This window comes from Azospirillum canadense (genome assembly GCF_025961225.1).
Classification (GTDB): domain Bacteria; phylum Pseudomonadota; class Alphaproteobacteria; order Azospirillales; family Azospirillaceae; genus Azospirillum; species Azospirillum canadense.
Genome location: NZ_JAOQNG010000004.1, coordinates 677,488 through 698,664, shown reverse-complemented (window position 1 = coordinate 698,664; position 21,177 = coordinate 677,488). Strand labels below are relative to the sequence as shown.

17 protein-coding genes are annotated in these 21,177 nt (G+C 69.0%); 16 read left to right on the top strand and 1 reads right to left on the bottom strand.

Features of this window, described 5'->3' with window-relative positions; genetic code table 11:
• The 10 genes from M2351_RS24620 to M2351_RS24575 all read left to right on the top strand — a co-directional run.
• The coding region (locus M2351_RS24620; protein ID WP_264658686.1) for an urea amidolyase associated protein UAAP1 at positions 1 to 602 on the top strand (602 nt) is incomplete at its 5' end.
• A gap of 14 nt (positions 603 to 616) precedes the next feature.
• Positions 617 to 1,276: an urea amidolyase associated protein UAAP2 gene (locus tag M2351_RS24615; RefSeq protein ID WP_264658685.1), complete on the top strand. Its 660-nt coding sequence runs from the start codon at positions 617 to 619 to the stop codon at positions 1,274 to 1,276.
• Between the two features lie 10 nt (positions 1,277 to 1,286).
• Positions 1,287 to 5,132, top strand: a complete 3,846-nt coding sequence (locus tag M2351_RS24610) for a 5-oxoprolinase/urea amidolyase family protein (RefSeq protein WP_264658684.1) — start codon at positions 1,287 to 1,289, stop codon at positions 5,130 to 5,132.
• A gap of 11 nt (positions 5,133 to 5,143) precedes the next feature.
• Positions 5,144 to 6,961, top strand: coding sequence for an allophanate hydrolase (atzF, locus tag M2351_RS24605; protein WP_264658683.1), 1,818 nt, complete (start codon positions 5,144 to 5,146; stop codon positions 6,959 to 6,961).
• A gap of 43 nt (positions 6,962 to 7,004) precedes the next feature.
• Positions 7,005 to 8,084, top strand: a complete 1,080-nt coding sequence (locus tag M2351_RS24600) for a putative urea ABC transporter substrate-binding protein (RefSeq protein WP_264658682.1) — start codon at positions 7,005 to 7,007, stop codon at positions 8,082 to 8,084.
• 3 nt (positions 8,085 to 8,087) lie between these two features.
• A complete protein-coding gene (locus tag M2351_RS24595; RefSeq protein ID WP_264658681.1) occupies positions 8,088 to 8,912 on the top strand; it encodes an ABC transporter permease in 825 nt (274 codons plus the stop codon).
• Complete coding sequence (locus M2351_RS24590) at positions 8,909 to 9,682, top strand: ABC transporter ATP-binding protein (protein WP_264658680.1); 774 nt, start codon at positions 8,909 to 8,911, stop codon at positions 9,680 to 9,682. Before M2351_RS24595 ends, M2351_RS24590 begins: the two co-directional genes overlap by 4 nt.
• Positions 9,683 to 9,744: 62 nt before the next feature.
• Complete coding sequence (locus M2351_RS24585) at positions 9,745 to 9,924, top strand: hypothetical protein (RefSeq protein WP_264658679.1); 180 nt, start codon at positions 9,745 to 9,747, stop codon at positions 9,922 to 9,924.
• 96 nt (positions 9,925 to 10,020) lie between these two features.
• A complete protein-coding gene (locus M2351_RS24580; RefSeq protein WP_264658678.1) occupies positions 10,021 to 10,881 on the top strand; it encodes a DMT family transporter in 861 nt (286 codons plus the stop codon).
• A gap of 163 nt (positions 10,882 to 11,044) precedes the next feature.
• Complete coding sequence (locus M2351_RS24575; protein WP_264658677.1) at positions 11,045 to 11,458, top strand: hemerythrin domain-containing protein; 414 nt, start codon at positions 11,045 to 11,047, stop codon at positions 11,456 to 11,458.
• 28 nt (positions 11,459 to 11,486) lie between these two features.
• Here the strand turns inward: M2351_RS24575 and M2351_RS24570 are convergent, their stop codons facing one another.
• On the bottom strand, positions 11,487 to 13,595 hold the full coding sequence (locus M2351_RS24570) for a molybdopterin-containing oxidoreductase family protein (protein WP_264658676.1): 2,109 nt from the start codon (positions 13,593 to 13,595) through the stop codon (positions 11,487 to 11,489).
• Positions 13,596 to 14,108: 513 nt separating this feature from the next.
• Here M2351_RS24570 and M2351_RS24565 point away from each other — a divergent pair.
• From M2351_RS24565 to M2351_RS24540, 6 genes are all read left to right on the top strand, one after another.
• Complete coding sequence (locus M2351_RS24565) at positions 14,109 to 15,089, top strand: TauD/TfdA dioxygenase family protein (protein ID WP_264658675.1); 981 nt, start codon at positions 14,109 to 14,111, stop codon at positions 15,087 to 15,089.
• A gap of 81 nt (positions 15,090 to 15,170) precedes the next feature.
• Positions 15,171 to 16,529, top strand: coding sequence for an ABC transporter substrate-binding protein (locus M2351_RS24560; RefSeq protein ID WP_264658674.1), 1,359 nt, complete (start codon positions 15,171 to 15,173; stop codon positions 16,527 to 16,529).
• Between the two features lie 21 nt (positions 16,530 to 16,550).
• The gene (locus M2351_RS24555) at positions 16,551 to 17,468 is read left to right on the top strand and encodes a carbohydrate ABC transporter permease (protein ID WP_264658673.1); all 918 of its coding nucleotides are present in this window, start codon (positions 16,551 to 16,553) and stop codon (positions 17,466 to 17,468) included.
• Positions 17,461 to 18,345: a carbohydrate ABC transporter permease gene (locus M2351_RS24550; protein WP_264658672.1), complete on the top strand. Its 885-nt coding sequence runs from the start codon at positions 17,461 to 17,463 to the stop codon at positions 18,343 to 18,345. The genes M2351_RS24555 and M2351_RS24550 overlap by 8 nt, the downstream gene beginning before the upstream one ends.
• 8 nt (positions 18,346 to 18,353) lie before the next feature.
• Entirely contained in the window at positions 18,354 to 19,421 is a 1,068-nt protein-coding gene (locus M2351_RS24545) for an ABC transporter ATP-binding protein (protein WP_264658671.1), read from the top strand.
• A 115-nt stretch (positions 19,422 to 19,536) separates the two neighbouring features.
• Positions 19,537 to 20,766 (top strand): DUF2252 domain-containing protein, encoded by a 1,230-nt coding sequence (locus tag M2351_RS24540; protein WP_264658670.1) that lies wholly within the window; start codon positions 19,537 to 19,539, stop codon positions 20,764 to 20,766.
• Positions 20,767 to 21,177 lie beyond the last annotated feature (411 nt).

Genomic DNA, 21,177 nt, shown 5'->3' with positions numbered 1-21,177 from the left:
TGTTCTACAACCCGCAGAACCATCTTGAGCGCTACAACGCGCCCGACACGCTGAAGTGCCAGCACACCTTCAAGCTGACGGCGGGCCACTGCCTCTATTCCGACATGGGTCGCATCTTCTGCTCCATCATCGAGGACACGGCGGGCTGGCACGACACCGTCTGCGGCAATTCGACGAAGGCCCTGGTCGCGGAGCGCTGGGGGCAGAAGAGCTACCAGGAGCACCGCAACGACTGGGCGCTGAACGGCCACGACAGCTTCCTGGTGGAGGCCGCGAAGTACGGGCTCGGCCGCCGCGACCTCGCTGCCAACGTCAACTGGTTCAGCAAGGTGCGCACGGAGGAGGACGGGACGATGGTCTTCGACCCGTCCGCCGCCAAGGCCGGCGCGCATGTGGACCTGCGGTTCGAGATGGACACGCTGGTGCTGTTCCACACCTGCCCGCACCCGCTGAACCCCGCCGCGGAGTACCCGCGCAAGCCCATTGCCTGCCAGCTCCGCAAGGCCGACCCGGTCGCCGAGGACGATCTGTGCAAGACCTCCCGGCCGGAGAACGGGCGCGGGTTCGCGAACAACCACCTCTATCACCTCTGCGGTTGCTGAGGGGAGCGCCGGTCATGATCAAGGAAAGCACCCTCAGCCCCAGCGCCGCCGCCCACCGCAAGGTCGTTCTGGCGGGCGATTACTGGATGGAGGTGGTCCGCCAGGGCCAGACCCTCCGCATCGTGGACCTGGAGGGCAATCAGGCCGCCGACACGCTGTTCTACAGCGCCGCCGACCCGGCCGAGCGCTACAGCGCGGTGGACACGATCCGCGAACAGCGCAACGTCTACCTGTCGGTCGGCACCAAACTGATCTCCACCATGGGCAACCCGATGCTGGAGATCGTCGCCGACACGGTCGGCCGGCACGACACGCTGGGCGGCGCCTGCGCGACGGAAAGCAACACCGTGCGTTACGCGCTTGAGAAGAAGTGCATGCACGCCTGCCGGGACAGCTGGATGCTGGCCGTGGCGCAGAACGAGCAGTTCGGCATGACCAAGCGCGACATCACCCACAACATCAACTTCTTCATGAACGTGCCGGTCACCCCCGACGGCGGGCTGACCTTCGCCGACGGCGTCAGCGGCCCCGGCAAGTATGTGGAGATGCGCGCGGCGATGGACGTGATCGTCCTGATCTCCAACTGCCCGCAGCTGAACAACCCCTGCAACGACTACAACCCGACGCCGATCGAGGTTCTGGTCTGGAACTCTTCGTCCATTGGGGCGGCATAAGGGGTTCATCATGTTCACCAAGGTCCTGATTGCCAACCGCGGCGAGATCGCTTGCCGCGTGATCCGAACGCTCGACCGCATGGGCATCAAGTCGGTGGCCGTCTATTCGGAGGCCGACTCCCATTCCCTGCACGTCGCCCTGGCGGGAGAGGCCGTGTGCATCGGTCCGGCCGCCGTCTCGGAAAGTTACCTGAATGCCGACCGCATCCTGGCGGCGGCGAAGGCCACCGGCGCGCAGGCGATCCACCCCGGTTACGGCTTCCTGTCGGAGAATCCGGGCTTTGCGGAGGCCTGTGCCGCGGCCGGCATTGCCTTCATCGGCCCGACGCCGGAACAGATGCGCGCCTTCGGCCTGAAACACACCGCGCGGGAACTGGCGGAGCGCAGCGGCGTGCCCCTGTCGCCCGGCAGCGGCCTGCTGGATAACGCGGAGCAGGCGAAGATCGAGGCCGCGCGCATCGGCTACCCGGTGATGATCAAGAGCACGGCGGGCGGCGGCGGCATCGGCATGCAGCTGTGCCGCGACCCCGACGCGCTGGCCGCGCAGTTCGAGGCGGTGCAGCGCCTGTCGCGCAACAACTTCAAGGACAGCGGCGTCTATCTGGAGAAGTTCGTCGAGCGCGCCCGCCACATCGAGGTGCAGATTTTCGGCGATGGCCGCGGCACCGTGGTGGCTCTGGGCGAGCGCGACTGCTCCGCCCAGCGGCGCAACCAGAAGGTCATTGAGGAGACACCGGCCCCCGGCATTTCCGACGACCTGCGGCGCCAACTGTTCGACGCGGCGGAGCGGCTGGGCCGCGCGGTAAACTACCAGTCCGCCGGCACGGTCGAGTTCGTCTACGACGACGCGGCGGGCGAGGCCTATTTCTTGGAGGTCAACACCCGCCTCCAGGTCGAGCACGGCGTGACCGAGGAGGTCACCGGCATCGATCTTGTCGAATGGATGGTCCGGCAGGCCGCCGGCGAGCCGCTGCCCCTTGAACAGCACAAGGGTACCGCGCAAGGCGCGTCGATCCAGGTGCGCGTCTACGCCGAGGACCCCGGCCGCAACTTCCGCCCCTGCTCCGGCATCCTGACCGAGGCGGCGTTCCCCGAGGATGCCCGCGTCGAGACCTGGGTGGAGCAGGGCAGCGAGGTCACGCCCTTCTACGACCCGCTGGTCGCCAAGGTGATCGTGCGCGGCACCGACCGCGCCGACGCGCTGGCCAAGCTGCGCGACGCGCTGGCCCGCTGCCGTCTGTCGGGGATCGAGACGAACCTCGGCTACCTGCGGCAACTCGCGGCTGATCCGGTCTTCGCGGCGGGCGGCATCACCACGCGCTACCTGGAAACGGTCGCCTACACCGCGCGCACGCTGGAGGTGGTCACCCCCGGCACGCTGACCACGGTGCAGGATCATCCGGGCCGCGTCGGCTATTGGGAGGTCGGCGTGCCGCCCTCCGGGCCGATGGACCCGCTGGCCTTCCGGCTCGGCAACCGCGCGCTCGGCAACCCGGACGGGGCGGCGGGGCTGGAGATCACCGTTTCGGGGCCGACCCTGAGGTTCAATGCGGAGGCGGTGGTCTGCCTGACCGGCGCCGCCATGCCGGCGGACATCGACGGAACGCCGGTGCCCTTCTGGCGGCCGGTCTCCGTTCCGGCGGGCGCGACTCTGCGCATTGGCACGGTCAGCGGGGCGGGTTGCCGCGCCTATCTGCTGGTGCGTGGCGGGCTGGACGTGCCGGACTATCTCGGCAGCAAGTCCACCTTCACGCTCGGCAAGTTCGGCGGCCATGGCGGGCGCGCCCTGCTGCCCGGCGACATCCTGCATCTGGGCGACACGCCGGCTGGCGAGCCGCAGCATTTGGAAACGGTGCCCGCGCACGGCCACGCCTGGGAGATCGGCGTCCTCTACGGTCCGCATGGCGCCCCGGACTTCTTCACGGACGAGGACATCGCGGCCTTCTTCGCCGCGGACTGGGAGGTGCACTACAACTCCAGCCGCACCGGCGTCCGCCTGATCGGCCCGAAGCCGACCTGGGCGCGCAAGGACGGCGGGGAGGCGGGTCTGCACCCCTCCAACATCCACGACAACGCCTACGCCATCGGCGCCATCGACTTCACCGGCGACATGCCGGTGATCCTCGGCCCCGATGGTCCAAGCCTGGGTGGCTTCGTCTGCCCGGCGACGATCGTCAGCGCGGAGCTGTGGAAGGTCGGCCAGCTGCGGCCGGGGGACAAGCTGCGGTTCCGGCGGCTGACGGCGGATGAGGCGGAAGGGTTGGAGGAGGCGCAGGAAGCGCTGCTCTCCGCTCCGCAAATTACTCCCTCTCCCCCCCGGGGAGAGGGTCGGGGTGAGGGGGCACTCCCTCTCCCCTCTGGGGAGAGGGCTGGGGTGAGGGGGTCCGGCATGTCCAGCACGTCCGGCACACGCGCACCCCCCTCACCCGGCCCTGCGGGCCACCCTTTCCCCGGAGGGGAGAGGGAGAACCCCCTCACCCTAACCCAGGTCGCTCGCAAGTCTTGCGACCTCGCTCCGCCTACGGTCGCCTTCGGCGCCCGTCCGGCCTTCGGCCGTCGGCTCCGCGCCCCGGGGGGGAAAGGGGACAATGACGCCATCATCCACCGCATTGCGGCCACCGACACCTGTCCCGCCGTCGTGTACCGCCGCGCGGGCGACAAGTACCTTCTGGTCGAATACGGGCCGTTGGTGTTGGACCTGAACCTGCGGTTCCGGGTCCACGCGCTCCAGCAGGCGCTGATCGCGCAGCAGCTTCCCGGAATCCTGGATCTGACGCCGGGCATCCGGTCGCTGCAGGTCCATTACGACAGCCGTATCCTTCCCCTCGCCAACCTGCTCGACCGGCTGGTCGGGGCGGAGAAGGAGCTGGCGGGCATCGCCGACCTTGAAGTGCCGACGCGGGTCATCCACCTGCCGCTGTCCTGGGACGACGAGGCCACGCGGCTCGCCATTTCCAAATACATGCAGTCGGTGCGCGCCGACGCGCCCTGGTGCCCGAGCAACATCGAATTCATCCGGCGCATCAATGGGTTGGACGATGTCGAGGCGGTCAAGCGCATCGTGTTCGACGCCAGCTACCTCGTGCTCGGCCTCGGCGACGTGTATCTGGGGGCGCCGGTTGCCACGCCGGTGGACCCGCGGCACCGGCTGGTCACCACCAAGTACAACCCGGCCCGCACCTGGACGCCGGAGAACGCGGTGGGCATCGGCGGCGCCTACCTGTGCGTCTACGGCATGGAGGGGCCGGGCGGCTACCAGTTCGTCGGCCGCACCTGCCAGATGTGGAACACGCACCGGACCACCGACGCGTTCGAGCCCGGCAAGCCCTGGCTGCTGCGCCACTTCGACCAGATCCGCTTCCACCCCGTCAGCCACGACGAGCTGATGGCCTTCCGCGCCGACTTCCCGCTCGGCCGCGCCAAGCTGCGCATCGAGGTGGAGACCTTCCGCCTCGCCGACTACAACCGCTTCCTGGGCGAGAACCGGGACAGCATCGCCGCCTTCAAGACGCGCCAGCAGGCTGCCTTCGAGGAGGAACGTGCGCGGTGGGAGGCGTCGGGCCAGATCGGCTATGCGGCCGACCTGCCGGACGCCGGACCGGGCGGTGCCGATGCCGACCTGCCCCCCGGCGGGGAGGCGGTGCCGAGCCCCGTGCCCGGCAGCGTCTGGAAGATCGCCGCGGAGCCCGGCACGGCGGTGAAGGCCGGCGACCCGCTGCTGATCGTGGAATCGATGAAAATGGAAATCGCGGTCGCCGCCCCGGTGGCCGGCACCGTCGCCGAAATCCGCTGCGCCGAGGGGCAGGCGGTGACGCTGGGCCAGACGCTCGCCGTCCTGCTCCCGGAGGCCGCGTGATGGAGAACCCCATGACCACCTTGAGCCTGGAAATCGCGGTTCTCGCAAAGGCCTACACCGAGGGCGGCCTGACGCCGGAGGGGGTGCTGGACGCCGTCTACGCCCGCATCGACGAGCGGGGCGAGAGGCCGGTCTGGATCCACCTGCTGAGCCGCGCCGAGGCCGGCCGGCAGCTGGATGCCGCCCAGGCGCGCAAGGCCGCGGGCGCCGACCTGCCGCTGTTCGGCATTCCCTTCGCGGTGAAGGACAACATCGACGTGGCCGGCCTGTCGACCACGGCCGGCTGCCCGGACTTCGCCTACACGCCGGACCGTTCCGCGACCGTGGTGCAGCGGCTGGTGGACGCCGGGGCCATCCTGATCGGCAAGACCAACCTGGACCAGTTCGCCACCGGGCTGGTCGGCACCCGGTCGCCCTACGGCATCCCGTCCTCGGTGTTCGACGAGCGCTATGTGTCGGGCGGGTCAAGCTCCGGCTCCGGCGTTGCGGTGGGGGCGGGGTTGGTCAGCTTCGCGCTCGGCACCGACACGGCGGGGTCGGGACGCGTGCCGGCGGCCTTCAACAACGTCGTGGGTCTGAAGCCGACCAAAGGGCTGGTCAGCGCCAGCGGCGTCGTCCCGGCCTGCCGGACGCAGGACGTGGTGTCGATCTTCGCCGGGACGGCGGGCGACGCGCTGGCCGTCTTGAAGGTCATGGGCGCCTTCGATCCGGCCGATCCCTACTCCCGCAAGGCCCCGGCTGCGGCGACGGAGCCCGCGGCCTGGCCGCTCGGCTTCCGCTTCGGCGTGCCGCGGGACGGGCTGGAGTTCTTCGGCGACGACGCGGCGGCGCGCCTGTTCGCCGCTGCTGCCGACCGGCTGGAGGCGCTGGGCGGCACGCGGGTCCCGGTGGACTTTACGCCGTTCCGCGACGCGGCCCAGCTGCTCTATTCCGGCCCCTGGGTGGCGGAGCGGCTGGCCGCCATCCGCGACTTCGCCAAGGCCTCCCCGGACTCCATCCACCCCGTCGTGCGCGGCATCGTACTGGGGGCGGAGGCCATCGGCGCCGTGGACGCCTTCGCCGGCATGTACCGGCTGGCCGAACTGACCCGCAAGGCGGAGGCCGAGTGGGCCGGGATGGACGTGCTGCTGCTGCCGACCACCGGCACGACCTACACGATCGAGGAACTGCTGGCCGATCCTGTGCGGCTGAACAGCAACCTGGGGTATTACACGAACTTCGTGAACCTGATGGACCTGTCGGCAATCGCCGTGCCGGCGGGATTCCGGCCGGGCAACGGGCCGAAGGGGGGCTTGCCCTTCGGCGCGACGCTGGTCGGGCCAGCCTTCGCCGATGGCGCTTTGGCGGTGCTGGCCGACCGGCTGCACCGCGCGCAGGCCCTGCCCATCGGCGCCACGCGGCAACTGCCGCAGGGGCCGGCGCTGGACGCCGACCATGCGGCGCCCGGCACGGTGCGGCTGGCCGTCGTCGGCGCGCATCTCAGCGGACAGCCGCTCAACCACCAGCTCACCGGGCGGGGCGCGCGGCTGGTCCGCACGGCGCGGACGGACGGCGGCTACCGTCTCTTCGCGCTGGCCGGCACCGTGCCGGCCAAGCCGGGGCTGGTGCGCGACGCTGGTGGGGCGGGCGGCATCGAGCTGGAAATCTGGGAACTGACGGAGGCCGCCTTCGGCAGCTTCGTCGCCGAGGTTCCTCCGCCCATGGCGATCGGCACCGTCCTGCTGGAGGACGGCACGGCCGTAAAGGGCTTCCTGTGCGAACCCGCCGCCCTGGCGGGTGCGGAGGACATCACCGGCTTCGGCGGCTGGCGCCGCTGGCTGGCGCGATAACGACCGACGCGATAACCACCATTCCGGAAGAGGGGTTTTGACGATGCGGACCTTGCTCAAGAACATCGTGTTCGGCGTGGCCTTCGCCGCCACCGTGGCAGCCTCCCAAGCGCCGTCCTTCGCGGCGGAGAAGAAGAACTTCCGCGTGGCGTGGTCGATCTACGCCGGCTGGATGCCCTGGGGCTACGCCGCCGACAGCGGCATCATGAAGAAGTGGGCCGACAAGTACGGCATCAAGGTCGAGGTCGTGCAGATCAACGACTATGTCGAATCCATCAACCAGTACACGGCCGGCGCCTTCGACGGCTGCGTCATGACCAACATGGACGCGCTGACCATCCCGGCGGCCGGCGGCGTGGACACGACGGCGCTGATTTCCGGTGACTATTCCAACGGCAACGACGGCATCGTCCTGAAGAAGGGCACCGCCCTGAAGGACATCAAGGGCCAGAAGGTCAACCTGGTCGAACTGTCGGTGTCGCACTACCTGCTGGCCCGCGCGCTGGACAGCGTCGGCATGAAGGAGAAGGACGTCACGGTGGTGAACACGTCCGACGCGGACATCGTGTCGGCCTACAGCTCCTCCGCCGACGTGACCGCGACGGTGACCTGGAACCCGCAGCTGAGCGAGGTCGCCAAGACCGCCGGCTCCACCATGGTCTTCGACAGCGCCAAGGTGCCGGGCGAGATCATCGACCTCATGGTGGTCAACACCGGCACGATGCGCGACAACCCGGCCTTCGCCAAGGCGCTGGTCGGCGCCTGGTACGAGATCATGGGCCTGATGACCAAGCCCGACACGGCCGAGGGCAAGGCGGCGCTGGAGGCGATGGCCAAGGCGTCCGGCACGGATCTGGCCGGCTACAAGCAGCAGCTGGTCACCACGAAGATGTTCTACACCCCGGCCGACGGCGCGTCCTTCGCGGCGAGCCCCGATCTGGTGAAGACCATGGACCTCGTCCGCAGCTTCTCCTACGACCACGGCCTGCTCGGCGAGGGGGCGAAGAGCCGCGACGCCGTCGGCATCCTGTTCCCCGGCGGCACGGTGCTGGGCGACGTGAAGAACGTGAAGCTGCGCTTCGACGACGCGGTCATGAAGCAAGCCGCCGACGGGAAGCTCTGATCCATGCGCCGGATCATCAACCGGCGTCCGGGCCGCGGGGGTGCGCTCTTCTGGGGCGCCCTTCCGTTCCTGGTGGCCTGCGCGGGCTATGGGGTGGCGTCGGCCCTGCGGCTGGCGGACAACCCGAACGACAAGCTGCTGCCGCCGCTGTCCGCCATGGTCGCCGCCGTCGCCCGCGTGGCCTTTACCCCGGACGCCCGCACCGGCGACTACCTGATGTGGGCGGACACGCTGGCCAGCCTGCACCGGCTTGGGCTGGGGCTCGGCGTCGCCACGGCGCTGGCGTTGGTGATCGGCATCGGCATGGGGCTGATCCCCTATGTGCGGGCGGGGCTGTCGCCCTTCGTCGCCATGCTGTCCATGGTGCCGCCCATGGCGGTGCTGCCCGTCCTGTTCATCGTCTTCGGCCTGGACGAGCTGTCCAAGGTGGTGCTGATCGTCATCGGCGTGGCGCCCTTCCTGGTCCGCGACCTCGCCATGCGCACGGTGGAGATGCCGCGGGAGCAACTGATCAAGGCGCAGACGCTGGGGGCGAACACTTGGCAGATCGTGCTGCGGGTCGTGCTGCCGCAGATGCTGCCGCGGCTGGCCGACGCGCTGCGGCTGTCGCTGGGACCGGCCTGGCTGTTCCTGATCTCCGCGGAAGCCATCGCGGCGACGGAGGGGCTCGGCTACCGCATCTTCCTGGTGCGGCGCTACATGGCGATGGACGTGATCCTGCCCTATGTGGCCTGGATCACGCTGCTGGCCTTCGCGTCGGACCTCCTGCTGCGTTGGTTCAACGCGCGCTGCTTCCCCTGGCTGCGGGCGGGAAAGGCCTCCTCATGAGCAACGTCACCGTCCGCGACCTCTGGATGGAATACCCGAACCAGGTGGTGCTGGAGCGCGTCAACCTGGAGATTCCCTCCGGCGAGTTCTGCGCGCTGGTCGGCCCGTCCGGCTGCGGCAAGACCACCTTCCTGCGCCTGCTGCTGGGGGAGGAGCGGCCGACCCGCGGCAGCATCCGGCTGGACGGCGAGCCCTTGGTGGCGGAGCCCGGCCCCGACCGCGGCGTGGTGTTCCAGCGCTATTCGGTCTTCCCGCACCTGACGGTTCTGGAGAACGTGATCCTGGGCCGCGAATTCCAGCAGTCCCGCTTTCTCGGCCGCCTGTTCGGCGCGCGCCGCCGCGCCGCCATGGAGGAGGCGAGGGGGGTGCTGGAGGCGGTCGGCCTCGGCAACCACTTGGGCAAGTATCCCGCGGAGCTGTCCGGCGGCATGCAGCAGCGCCTCGCCATCGCGCAAGCGCTGATCCTGAAGCCGAAGATCCTGCTGCTGGACGAGCCCTTCGGCGCGCTCGACCCCGGCACCAAGGCGCAGATGTACGAGCTTCTGCTGCGGCTGTGGTCGGAGGAGAAGATGACCGTCTTCATGGTCACCCACGACCTGAAGGAGGGCTTCACGCTGGCCACCCGCGTGCTCGCCTTCGACAAGGTGCGCGTCGACCCGACCGACCCCGGCGCCTACGGCGCGCGCATCACCTACGACCTGCCGCTGACTCTGAAGAAGGCGGCCATGACGGCGGCGGCCGGTGCGGCCGGTCTGGTGCCCGCCGGCTGAAGCGGGTGTCCGGTGGCACGCCCCTTGCGACGGTGGATCGGTCAACGCAATGGAGGGCTGCCATGGGACACGGCTTGCGATGGATCGGGAAGGCCGGCTTGGGCGCGCTGCACGCGCTGCTCCAGACCCGCGCCACCGCCCTGCACCCCTGGCTTTTCACCGCGACGGGGACCGCCGCGTCCGCCGGGGCGATGATGGCCGAGGCGGCGCGCATCGAACGGAACGGCTGCGGGGCGTCGTAGCCGCTCTGCCTCAACCGGCGGCAGTCCGGGTGTGACTGCACAGGGTTTGGGCGGACGAGGCGGCTCCGCCCCCAAAGGCCCTGTGGAGGGACATCCATGAACGCTGCCCTGTGGGGAGCGGCCGCCGCCCTGTTCTTCGGGCTCGCGGATTTCCTCGGCCGCTTTACCGGCCGCGCGCTGGGGCCGCGCAACGCCCTGCTCGGGCTGATGCTGGTCGGGGCGGTAATGCTCAGCCTCTACGGCTTCGGTTCCGGGCTGCCGGTGCCCTGGCGGGCGGAGACGTTCCCTGTGCTGCTGGTGGCCGGCGTCGCGTCGATGGTGGCGCCGCTGGTCTTCTACAAGGCCCTGACGCTGGGGCCGCTGTCGCTGGCCGCACCCATCACCGCGGCCTACCCGGCGCTGATCGTGCCGGTTGAGGTCGCCTTCGGCGCTCGGCCGGGCGTGCTGGACTGGGCGGCCATGGCGGCGACCCTGCTCGGCACCGTGGTGGTCGCCCGCACCGCCGGGGAGGACCCGGACGAAACACTGGCCGCCGACCGGACCAACCGCCGCAAGTCCATCGCCTGCGCCGCGCTTGCCAGCGCCCTGTTCGCTGTGGCGCTGTTGGCCGGCCGCCACGCGGTGGAAGCCTATGGGGAGGTTCAGACCTTGTGGGTCGGACGCGTCGTCGGCGTCTTGGCGTTGGCTGCAGCGATGATGGCGGTGCGCGTCCGCCCGGTGCTGCCGGTGCGCTGGTGGCCGGTCCTTCTGGTGCAGGGGCTGGTCGACGCGCTGGCCTACCTCTGCTTCTACATCGGCAGCCAGGGCGAGGACGCGTCGGCCGCCGCGGTGGCCAGTTCCGCCTTCATGGTGGTGGTCGTCCTGCTTGGCTGGGCCTTCCTGCGCGAGCGCATTTCGCCGGCCTGCTGGGGCGGGATTCTGCTGGTGTTCGGCGGCGTGGCGACGCTGTCGGGGTGAACCGGCTCTCTGCCGGAGGGTGCGACATTCTGTCCATTCTAAAAGATGCATAATTGGAGCATCTTTAACCCGCGCTCACCGAACATCCCCAGGCAGGCCACCCCCAGGCAGGCCATCGTCGGACGACGCAACAAACCAAAAGACAATCGGAAGGTTCAGAGATATGTCCGACCTTATTCGCGGCCTCAAGGCCGAGCATGACGCGCTGAAGACCCTGCTCGACACGGTGAAGTCCTTGGGCATCGGGACTCCCGAGGGGCAGAAGGCGCTGCACAGCGCGCGGAAGCTCTTCCTGGACCATCTCGCCCATGAAGACCGCGACTTCTATCCGGCGTACCTGGCCGCCTCGGCCGGGCAACCGGACGCGGAACGCCTGGCGACGCAATTCGCGGCCGAGATGACCGCGATCAGCCGCGACATCATGAACTTCTTCGACAAATACCGGAACGGCGGATCCGGTCTGGAGTACGGACGGGACTTCGGGAAGTTGTCCGCGGCGCTGTTCCTGCGCTGGCACAAGGAGGAAAACATTCTGTACGCGCGCTACGCGGCCCTGAAAGCCCAAAACGCCGCGTAGCGCCAGGGATCGAAGGGCGCCGGACCGGTCAGGCCGGCGCCCGCTCCACCCGCACATGGCTGTCGTGGAATGCCGCGCCCCCGAACGGGGCGACGGCGTCGGCGCCGGTCAGAGTGTTGATGCCGCGGCCGCCCTCATGCGCGCGGTTCGGCCAGATGGATTCCGCCACCACCACGCCGCGCCGCACGCCGTCGAACAGCCGCGTGTGCAGAAGCACCGATCCGCGCCGGTTGGCGACCTCCACCCGGTCGCCCTCCGCGATGCCCAGCGCCGCCGCGTCGTCCGGGTGGATCAGCAGGGAGGGGCGGGCCTCACGCGCCGTGCCGGTCGGGGTGTCGGTGAAGGAGGTGTTCAGGAAGTTGCGCGCCGGTGCGGTGACAAGGCGGAAGGGATGCTCCGCGTCGGCTTCCTCCGTCACCGCCCAATGGTCGGGGAAGCTGGGCATTTCGGCGACCGGCCCAAAGGTGGACGGGGCGGCGTAGGGCACGCGGGGCCAGTCCGGCTTCAGGCGGAACTTGCCGTCCGGCCAGTGGAAGCCCCGCACGTAATGCGCCGTGTCGAAGTCCGGCTGCACGTCGAGGAAGCGCGCCGCCTCCAACTCCTCCAGCGTGCCGTGCTTGGACGCGCGCAGCGTGGCGTCGATCAACTCCCGCTCCGTCATGCGGAATCCGGGGTGCTGGTCGCTGCCGAGGCGGCGGGCGAGGTCGCCGATCACCGCGTGGTTGGGGCGGCACTCGCCGGGCGGGTCGACCAGCTTCGGGCCGAACAGGATGTGCTGGTTGCCGCCGGCCTGGTAGAGGTCGTCGTATTCCACGAACATGGTGGCGGGCAGGACGATGTCGGCCATGCGCGCGGTGTCGGTCATCACCTGCTCGTGCACGCAGACGAACAGGTCGTCGCGTGCAAAGCCCCGGCGGACGCGCGTCTGGTCGGGCGCCACGGCCATGGGGTTGGTGTTCTGGATCAGCATCGCCGTGACTGGCGGGCCGCCGGCCAGCGCGTCCGCGTCGCCGTCCAAAATCGGGCCGATGCGCGACTGGTCGAGCATGCGCACCGCTGGGTCGCGCAGATCGAGCCCCTCGATCAGCGTTTTGTTCCAGCCGTAGATGCCGCTGTTGGAATGGAAGGCGCCGCCGCCCTCCACCTGCCACGCCCCGCTGACCACCGGGATGCAGGAGGCCGCGTGCATGTTCACCGCCCCGTTGCGCGAGCGAGTGAAGCCGTAGCCCAGGCGGAAGAAGCTACGCTTCGTCCGGCCGACCGCCCGTGCGAAGGCCTCGATCTCCGCCGCGGGCAGGCCGGTGATGGTCGCCGCCCACTCCGGGCCGCGGTCGGCGAGGTACGCCTCCAGCCCCGCGGGGTCGTCGGCGTGGCTGGCGAGGTAGGCGCGGTCGGCCAAGCCGTCGCGGAACAGCACATGCATCACCGCGCAGGCGAGCGCGCCGTCCGTGCCCGGCCGGATGAGCAGGGGGATGTCTGCCTGGTCCATGGTCGGGGTGCGGTAGACGTCGACCACGGCGATCTTCGCCCCACGCTCCTTCCGGGCGCGTACGGCGTGGGTCATCACGTTGACCTGGGTGGAGACGGCGTTGGTGCCCCAGATCACCACGAGGTCGGATTTCGCCATCTCCCGCGGGTCGGCCCCGGCCAGCCGCCCGGTCCCGGCGATCCAGCCCGACCAGGCCGGGTTGGTGCAGATGGTCGAGAAGAAGCCGGACCAGCGCCGGGCGTGGCGCAGCCGGTTGATGCCGTCGCGCTGCACCAGCCCCATGGTGCCGGCGTAGTAGTAGGGCCACACCGTCTCCGGCCCGTGGCGCCGTTCCGCCTCCAGAAAGCGTTCCGCCACGATGTCCAGCGCGTCGTCCCAGGAGATCGGTTCGAACTGGCCGGAGCCCTTGGGACCGGTCCGGCGCAAGGGCTGCGTCAGCCGGTCGGGGTTGTTCACCCGCTCGGCATAACGGGCGACCTTCGCGCAGATCACGCCGGCGGTGTAGCTGTTGTCCGCCGCGCCGCGCACGCGTCCGATGCGGGTGCCGCCCCCAGGAACGCTGACAACATCGACTTCCAGCGCGCAGGTGGAGGGGCAGTCGTGCGGGCAGGCCGAGGCGAGCGTTCGAACGGCGGAGGCGTCGGGCATGATGGTCTCTGGTCCGGGCTGCGGGTGCGCCGCATCCTAGACCGATGACCGCACCAGATGATACCCCCTCGCGCATAAACAGCAATGTAAATTTGTTGTTTATAGAAATTTAATCACACAAAGATCGATTCTTCCCATTGACTCATAACCTATCGTGTAAGTAGATTTTGTGCGTCGGCCTCATCGCGCCGTCTGCGGCAATTTGAATCGCGCCTTGCGCCGCGTCATCAAACGCTAAAGCGCCACGATCCCGGTCGTGGATCCCCGAAGGAGTGACCGGACATGCCCAAGGTTTCCTTTCCCGCATCATCCCCGGCGCAGCGCGCCGCTTGCCTTGCCGGCATGACCGGCTGGAACCCGGGCGGCTGTCGCGGCTGACGGCCGCCCGCACACGTCCTCAATGATCTGAGTGCACAGGCGCGACCGCGGCGGACAGCCGTGGCGCGCGACGGGCTCCCCATGGCTGCGGATGCCCGCCCAACAAACCACACAACGAATACAGGGACAGAAACGATGACCATCCTTGCGTCCACCAAACCCAATGCCGAGCCCACCGCCGAGTCCACCACGGAGTCCTCTGCCGCCATCGGCCTGGACATCCGTCCCGTCGCCGGCCGCATCGGGGCGGAGATCCACGGCGTCCGCCTGTCCGGCGACCTCCAGCCGGCGACCGTGCGCGCCATCCGGCAGGCGCTGGGCCGGCATAAGGTCCTGTTCTTCCGCAATCAGACCCACCTGGACGAGGCGGGGCAGGAGGCGTTCGGCCGGCTGTTCGGCAGCCTAGTGCCGCACCCGACCGTACCGTCGCTGAACGGCACCGAAGGCATCTTGGACGTGGACGGCAGCCGGGGGGAGCGGGCCAGCTCCTGGCACACCGACGTGACTTTCGTGCCTGACTACCCGGCCATCTCCATCCTGCGCAGCATCACGGCGCCCGAGCGCGGCGGCGACACGCTGTGGGCCAACACCGCCGCGGCCTATAAGGAACTGCCCGAAGCGCTGCGCGACCTCGCGGACCGGCTCTGGGCGCTGCACTCCAACGTCTATGATTATGTCGGCGACCGGCAGAGCACCCACGCGCAGGGCCTGAAGAAATACCAGACCGTCTTCACCTCCACCGTCTTCGAGACGGAACACCCGTTGGTCCACGTCCATGAGGAGACGGGGGAGCGGTCTCTCATTCTCGGCCATTTCGTGCAGCGGCTGATCGGGTTGCCGAGCACGGATTCCCGCCTGCTGCTGGAGCTGTTCCAGAACCACGTCACCCGGCCGGAGAATGTGGTGCGCTGGCGCTGGGCGGTCGGCGACGTCGCGATCTGGGACAATCGGGCGACCCAGCACCGCGCGGTGGACGATTACGACGAGCAGCCGCGCATCGTCCGCCGCGTCACCGTCGCCGGCCAGCCGCCGGTCGCGCTGGACGGCCGCCGCAGCTTCGCGCGCTCCGTCCGGCAGTCGCCGGACGCCTCCCTGCACGCCGCCGCGGCCGAATAAGCCGCGCCCCGATCCGGTTCCGGGGCTCCGCACCCCGGAACCGCCCTCCACACCAGAATGAATTCGACACGGAGCGCTGCGATGACCCAGACGCCCTCCTTTTCCCGCCGACACCTCCTTGCGGGCGCCGCGGCGCTCGGCGGCGGGCTGCTGCTTCCGGGCAAGGCGCCAGCGATTGGCGGAACCAAGCCCTTCGTCGGGACGACGCTGAACGTGTCCACCTTCAACGCCCCCTTCGCCCGCATCCTGACCAAGTGGCTGCCGGAGTTCGAGGACGCCACCGGCGCCAAGGTCGTCTACGACACGCCGTCCTTCCCCGTCTACAACCAGCGCGCGGATCTGGAGCTGTCCACCGGTGGCGCCTCATACGACGTGCTGAACATCACCTTCATCTATTCCAGCCGCTGGATCAACGCGGGCTGGTTCACCCCGCTCGACGACTACATCCGCGACGCAAACCAGACCCCGGCGGATTGGGCGGCGGATTGGGACGTGGAGGATTTCCTGCCTGGCCTGCGGGCATCGGAAAGCGACCGCAGCGGGCGGCTCTACGGCATTCCCTGGACGGTGGACACCTTCGTCGCCGGGGCGTCGCGCTTCGACCTGTTCAAGGCCGCGGGCATTGGCCTGCCCGACACGACGGACGATCTGGTCACCGCGCTGAAGGCCGTACACGGGAAGGAACGGGTGGCGGGCTTCGTCACCGACAACCACTATGGCTGGACCTTCGTGCCCTTCCTCCAGGCCTTCGGTGGGAACGTCTTCCGCAACCCGCCGGACGACCTGACCCCGACGCTCGACACGCCGGAGGCCGCAGCCGCGGCGGAGTATTTCGCCCGCCTGCTGAAGGAATTCGGCCCGAACGGCGTGCTGTCCTACACGGAGGACCAGGCACTCCAGGCGCTCCAAGCCGGGCGGGCCAACTACACGGCGATCGGGCAGACCTATCTGTCGCAGGTCGGCGCCGCCCACAGCAAGACCGCGGCCACCGTCGCCTATGGCCCCGTCGTGCGCGGGCCGGCCGGGCGCTTCCCAGGCGTGGCGACCCACGGGCTGGGCATTCCGGCGGCGTCGAAGAACAAGGACGCCGCCTGGGCCTTCATCCAGTGGGCGTTGTCCAAGAAGAACACCCGCCGCGCCATCGTGGAGGAGCGCTACGCCTCGCCGACCCGGCGCACCGACTTCGCGTCCGCGGAGTTCAAGCAGATCGCCACGCTGAACGGCTATGATTTGGCGGAGATCATCGCCTCCTCGGTCGATCTGGCGGCCCGTCAAGGGCACATGAAATACCGCACCGTGCCCGTCTACCCGCAGGTGGACCAGCAGCTGAACAAGGCGATCGCCAACATCGCCTCCGGCCAGTTGTCGGCCAGGGAGGCGCTGGCCCAGGCGCAGGCCAACTCCATCACCGAGCTGAAGCGCGCCGGCGTCGCGATCTGACGCGGCCGGGGAGACGCCGACATGACGTTTTTCAACCTGACCGGAGCATCCCTCGGCTGGGAGCACAGCCGCCGGCGCGCCTATCTGGCCGGGCTGCTGCCGGCGCTGGTCGTGCTCGGCGCCATCACGCTGCTGCCGGCCCTGTTCCTGCTGGCGGTCAGCCTGACGCCGCTCAGCCTCGTCAAGCCCGGCACGGCGTTCGATTTTTCCGATCCGCTGGGCAATTACCGGGAGCTTCTGTGGGACGGCCGCTTCCACAACTCCGTCCTGCTGCAACTCCATTTGTCCACGGTCAGCGTGGCGCTTCAGCTGGCGGTGGGGCTAGGCGTTGCGCTTCTGCTGAACGTGCGCTCCCGTTTCTTCGAGGCGATCCGCGCGGCCTTTCTGATCCCCATGGTGCTGCCGCCCATCGTGGTCGCGCTGATCTGGAAGATCCTCTACACGCCGGACGTCAGCCCCTTGTACCGCGTGTTGGACAGCGTCGGCCTGCCGGTGGACTCCCTGATCACCGACCCGGCGCTGGCGATCTGGGCCATCGGCGTGGCGGAGACGTGGCAGTGGTTCCCCTTCACCATGCTGATGGTGCTGGCGACGCTGCAGCTGATCCCCGACGACCCGCTGGAGGCGGCGCGCATCGACGGGGCCAACCGCTGGCAGGTTTTCCGCCACATCACGCTGGCCTACCTGCGGCCGGCGCTGGTCGTCTGCGGGCTGTTCCGGCTGATCGACAGCTTCAAGGCCTTCCCGCTGATCTACGTGCTGACCAACGGCGGGCCGGGCAGCGCCACGGAGGTCACCAACTTCTACGGCTTCATCGAGGCCTTCAACTTCTCCTACTGGGGATACGCCAGCGCCATCGCGGTGATCATGCTCTTGGGCGTCTTCGCCGTCAGCTGGCTGGTCGGCCGCCTGGGCTGGAACGAGGTGCACCATGACTGATGTCCTGCCGATCCCTGCAAAGCCGCTCCGGGCCCGTGTCGACGTCCGGTCGTCGCGCCGACCGTGGCCGTTGCTGAAGGGTCGTCGGATCGGCCTGCATGTCGCGGCGCTGGCGCTGCTGCTGGCCGTGCTGTTCCCCTTCCTGTGGATGGTACAGATGGCCTTCCGCCCGGCGGACGACGTGCTGGGGGATGCGCTGCTGTTCCGGCCGACGCTGGAGAATTTCGCGTCCCTCTGGCAGGGCACCTTTCCGCGATCCTTCGTGAACAGCCTGCTGGTCAGCACCCTGTCCACCGCGACCTCGCTGGCGCTGGGCGTGCCGGCGGCCTATGTGCTGTCGCGCTGGTGCTTCCGCGCGCGGGGGCGGGTGTCCTTGTGGATCCTGGCGACGCGGATGGCCCCGCCCATCGCCTTCACCATCCCCTTCTTCCTGGCCTACCGCTGGGTCGGTTTGCAGGACACGGTGATCGGGCTGGCGCTGATCTACATGACCTTCAACATCTCCATCGTCATCTGGTTCATGCAGACCTTCTTCGCCGCCATCCCGAAGGCGCTGGAGGAAGCGGCCTGGATCGACGGCTGCGGCGTCTGGCAGGCCTTCTGGCGGGTGACGCTGCCGCTGGCCGCCCCCGGTCTCGCCGCGACGGCGGTGTTTTGCTTCATCTTCTCGTGGAACGACTTCTTCTTCGCGCTGATCCTGACGCGCACCAACGCCATCACCGCCCCGGTCGCCATCACCAACTTCCTCCAGTACGAGGGGTGGGAGTGGGGGAAGATCGCCGCGGGCGGCACGCTGGTGATGCTGCCCGTGCTGGTCTTCACGCTGCTGGTCCGTAAATACCTCGTCCGCGGCCTGACCGCGGGCGGGCTGAAGTGAGGGCTCCCATGGCTTCCGTGACCATCCGCGACCTCCGCAAGTCCTACGGCGGCACCGCCGTCATCCATGGCGTGTCGATCGACATCGCGGAGGGGGAGTTCGTGACGCTCGTCGGCCCGTCGGGCTGCGGCAAGTCCACCCTGCTGCGCATGATCGCCGGGCTGGAGGAGGTCGGCGGCGGCGAGATCCGCATCGGCGGGTGCGTCGTCAACGACGTCGCGCCGAAGGACCGAGACATCGCCATGGTGTTCCAGAACTACGCGCTCTACCCGCACAAGACCGTGGCGCAGAACATGGGCTTCGCCCTGACGCTGAAGGGCGTGGACAAGCGGGAGATCGCGGCCCGGGTGGCGCGCGCGGCGGAGGTGCTGGGCTTGACCGGCCTGCTCGACCGCTATCCCCGGCAGCTGTCGGGCGGGCAGCGCCAGCGCGTTGCCATGGGACGGGCCATCGTGCGCGACCCGCAGGTCTTCCTGTTCGACGAGCCGCTGTCCAACTTGGACGCCAAGCTGCGCGTGCAGATGCGCGCCGAGATCAAGGAACTGCACCAGCGCCTGCGCACCACCTCCATCTACGTCACCCACGACCAGATCGAGGCCATGACCATGGCCGACCGCATCGTGGTCATGCGCGACGGGCGGGTGGAGCAGGCGGGCGCGCCGCTGGACCTCTACGACCGGCCGGCCAACCGCTTTGTCGCCGGTTTCATCGGTTCCCCCGCCATGAACTTCCTGAAAGGGCGGATCGCGGTGAACGGCACGGCCTCCTTCGTGACGGAGGGCGGGATCCGGCTGCCGCTCGCCAAGGCCCCGCCCGCGTCGGACGGCCGCCCGGCGGTCTACGGCCTGCGGCCGGAGCATTTCGCCATCGATCCGGACGGGGGCATCGCCGTGCAAGTCGCGGTGGTGGAGCCGACGGGGTCCGAAACCCAGGTCGTGGCGACCCTGGCCGGGCAGGAGGTGGTGGGCGTGTTCCGCGAGCGGCTGTCCGCCAAGCCCGGCGAGTTCCTGCCGCTGCGGCCGAATCCCGCGGCGGCGCACCTGTTCGACGCTGAGGACGGGCGAAGGCTGCTGTAGAGGCGCAAAAGAGGGAGCGGGGCTATCCCGAAAGCATTGGTGCATGACCCGTTGTGCGATGGTGGGACAGGGATTCTGTCCCTATCTCACGCGTCGCAACTCTGGACCGCACGCGATGCCCTCATCCAAATCCCGCTTCCTGTCGCCGGACGAACGCCAAGCCGCCCTTTCGCAACGGCGGAACCTGAAGATGGCCCGCTCCGCCCACGCCTATGTGCGCGGCAGCACGGTGAAGTTCTACGAATGGCTGGAAACGGCCAACGGCAAGGTGCCGGCCGGGCCGCCGGTGTGGATCTGCGGCGACTGCCACGTCGGCAATCTGGGGCCGGTGGCGAACGCCAAGGGCCGCATCGGCATCCAGATCCGCGACGTCGACCAGACCGTGGTCGGCAACCCGGCGCACGACCTGATCCGGTTGGGGCTGTCGCTGGCCATGGCGGCGCGCGGGTCCGACCTGCCGGGCGTCACGACGGCGCGCATGCTGGAGCAGATGATCGAAGGCTACATGCAGGCGCTCGACGACGAGATGGCCGAGTCCGCCACCCGCAAGAAGCCCGCCGCCGTGCAGCTCGGCATGCGGCAGGCGATCAGCCGGACCTGGAAGCACCTTGCCAAGGAGCGCATCCGCGACGTGCGCCCGACCATCCCGCTCGGCCAGAAATTCTGGCCGCTGAGCGAGGAGGAGCGCGCGGCGGTGGAGGCGCTGTTCAAAACGGACTCCGTCCGGCGGCTGGTGACCGCGCTGCATTCGCGCGACGACAACGACCGCATCGAGCTGCTCGACGCCGCCTATTGGGTGAAGGGGTGCAGCTCGCTCGGGCGCTTGCGCGTCGCGGTGCTGCTGGGGGTCGGCGACGGCCACTACCACGAGGGCGGACTCAGCCTGATCGACATCAAGGAGGCGGTGCAGGCCGCCGCCCCGCGCGCGCCCAAGACGGCCATGCCGCGCGACAACGCCGACCGCGTCGTCCAAGGCGCGCAGTGCCTGTCCCCCTACCTCGGCGACCGCATGAGGCCGGCGCGTCTGCTGGACCGGGCGGTGTTCCTGCGCGAATTGCTGCCGCAGGACATCAAGCTCGACTTCGAACGCCTGACGCGGGCGGAGGCGACCCGCGCCGCCTTCTTCCTGGCCGCCGTCGTCGGCAAGGCGCACGCCCGCCAGATGGACGAGGCGACCCGCCGGGCGTGGTGCGCCGAACTGGGCCGCAACCGGACCAAGAGCCTGGACGCGCCGTCCTGGCTGTGGCTGAGCATCGTCGACCTGGTCGCCGGGCACGAGGCGGCCTACCTTGAGCACTGCCGCCGCTACGCCGAACGGCCTGCGGGAGAGACGGTTGGAAAGTGACGCCGGGCAATGGTCGCCATGATCATTGTCCGACCGCATCCGCTGATGCCGCCATGCTTTTTGCGTAGCGCGCATGAGGCAAAACCGCACCGAAATTCATAGAAAACTTATGGGCAATGCATCCTGTTCGTAATGACAGGGTCGTTCTGCCACATGCGTATGAAATCAGCCCGATGAGAGTGGGACCTGAACAGAAGACGAGACTATTGTGCCTCGCCAGCCGCATCGGATTCCCACCGATGCCTCGTTGCCCGCTCGTATTCTTCTTTACCTCCCCTCCCATAATCTTTCATTGCAGAGCAGGCAGCACTCGCAACCGACCCTCTTCGTTCCTCAAGTCTCAGACACGAGCTTGAGGGGACGCCTTCTGCTGGGGCGCGACGGCAGACGCCAGCCGCGTCCATGCCGCCG

Coding starts and splice junctions, on each gene's coding strand:
- M2351_RS24570 (WP_264658676.1), bottom strand. CDS start 13,595: ATGCCCGACGCCTCCGCCGTTCGAACGCTCGCCTCGGCCTGCCCGCAC.
- M2351_RS24595 (WP_264658681.1), top strand. CDS start 8,088: ATGCGCCGGATCATCAACCGGCGTCCGGGCCGCGGGGGTGCGCTCTTC.
- M2351_RS24615 (WP_264658685.1), top strand. CDS start 617: ATGATCAAGGAAAGCACCCTCAGCCCCAGCGCCGCCGCCCACCGCAAG.
- M2351_RS24575 (WP_264658677.1), top strand. CDS start 11,045: ATGTCCGACCTTATTCGCGGCCTCAAGGCCGAGCATGACGCGCTGAAG.
- atzF (WP_264658683.1), top strand. CDS start 5,144: ATGACCACCTTGAGCCTGGAAATCGCGGTTCTCGCAAAGGCCTACACC.
- M2351_RS24565 (WP_264658675.1), top strand. CDS start 14,109: ATGACCATCCTTGCGTCCACCAAACCCAATGCCGAGCCCACCGCCGAG.
- M2351_RS24580 (WP_264658678.1), top strand. CDS start 10,021: ATGAACGCTGCCCTGTGGGGAGCGGCCGCCGCCCTGTTCTTCGGGCTC.
- M2351_RS24545 (WP_264658671.1), top strand. CDS start 18,354: ATGGCTTCCGTGACCATCCGCGACCTCCGCAAGTCCTACGGCGGCACC.
- M2351_RS24555 (WP_264658673.1), top strand. CDS start 16,551: ATGACGTTTTTCAACCTGACCGGAGCATCCCTCGGCTGGGAGCACAGC.
- M2351_RS24550 (WP_264658672.1), top strand. CDS start 17,461: ATGACTGATGTCCTGCCGATCCCTGCAAAGCCGCTCCGGGCCCGTGTC.
- M2351_RS24600 (WP_264658682.1), top strand. CDS start 7,005: ATGCGGACCTTGCTCAAGAACATCGTGTTCGGCGTGGCCTTCGCCGCC.
- M2351_RS24585 (WP_264658679.1), top strand. CDS start 9,745: ATGGGACACGGCTTGCGATGGATCGGGAAGGCCGGCTTGGGCGCGCTG.
- M2351_RS24560 (WP_264658674.1), top strand. CDS start 15,171: ATGACCCAGACGCCCTCCTTTTCCCGCCGACACCTCCTTGCGGGCGCC.
- M2351_RS24590 (WP_264658680.1), top strand. CDS start 8,909: ATGAGCAACGTCACCGTCCGCGACCTCTGGATGGAATACCCGAACCAG.
- M2351_RS24540 (WP_264658670.1), top strand. CDS start 19,537: ATGCCCTCATCCAAATCCCGCTTCCTGTCGCCGGACGAACGCCAAGCC.
- M2351_RS24610 (WP_264658684.1), top strand. CDS start 1,287: ATGTTCACCAAGGTCCTGATTGCCAACCGCGGCGAGATCGCTTGCCGC.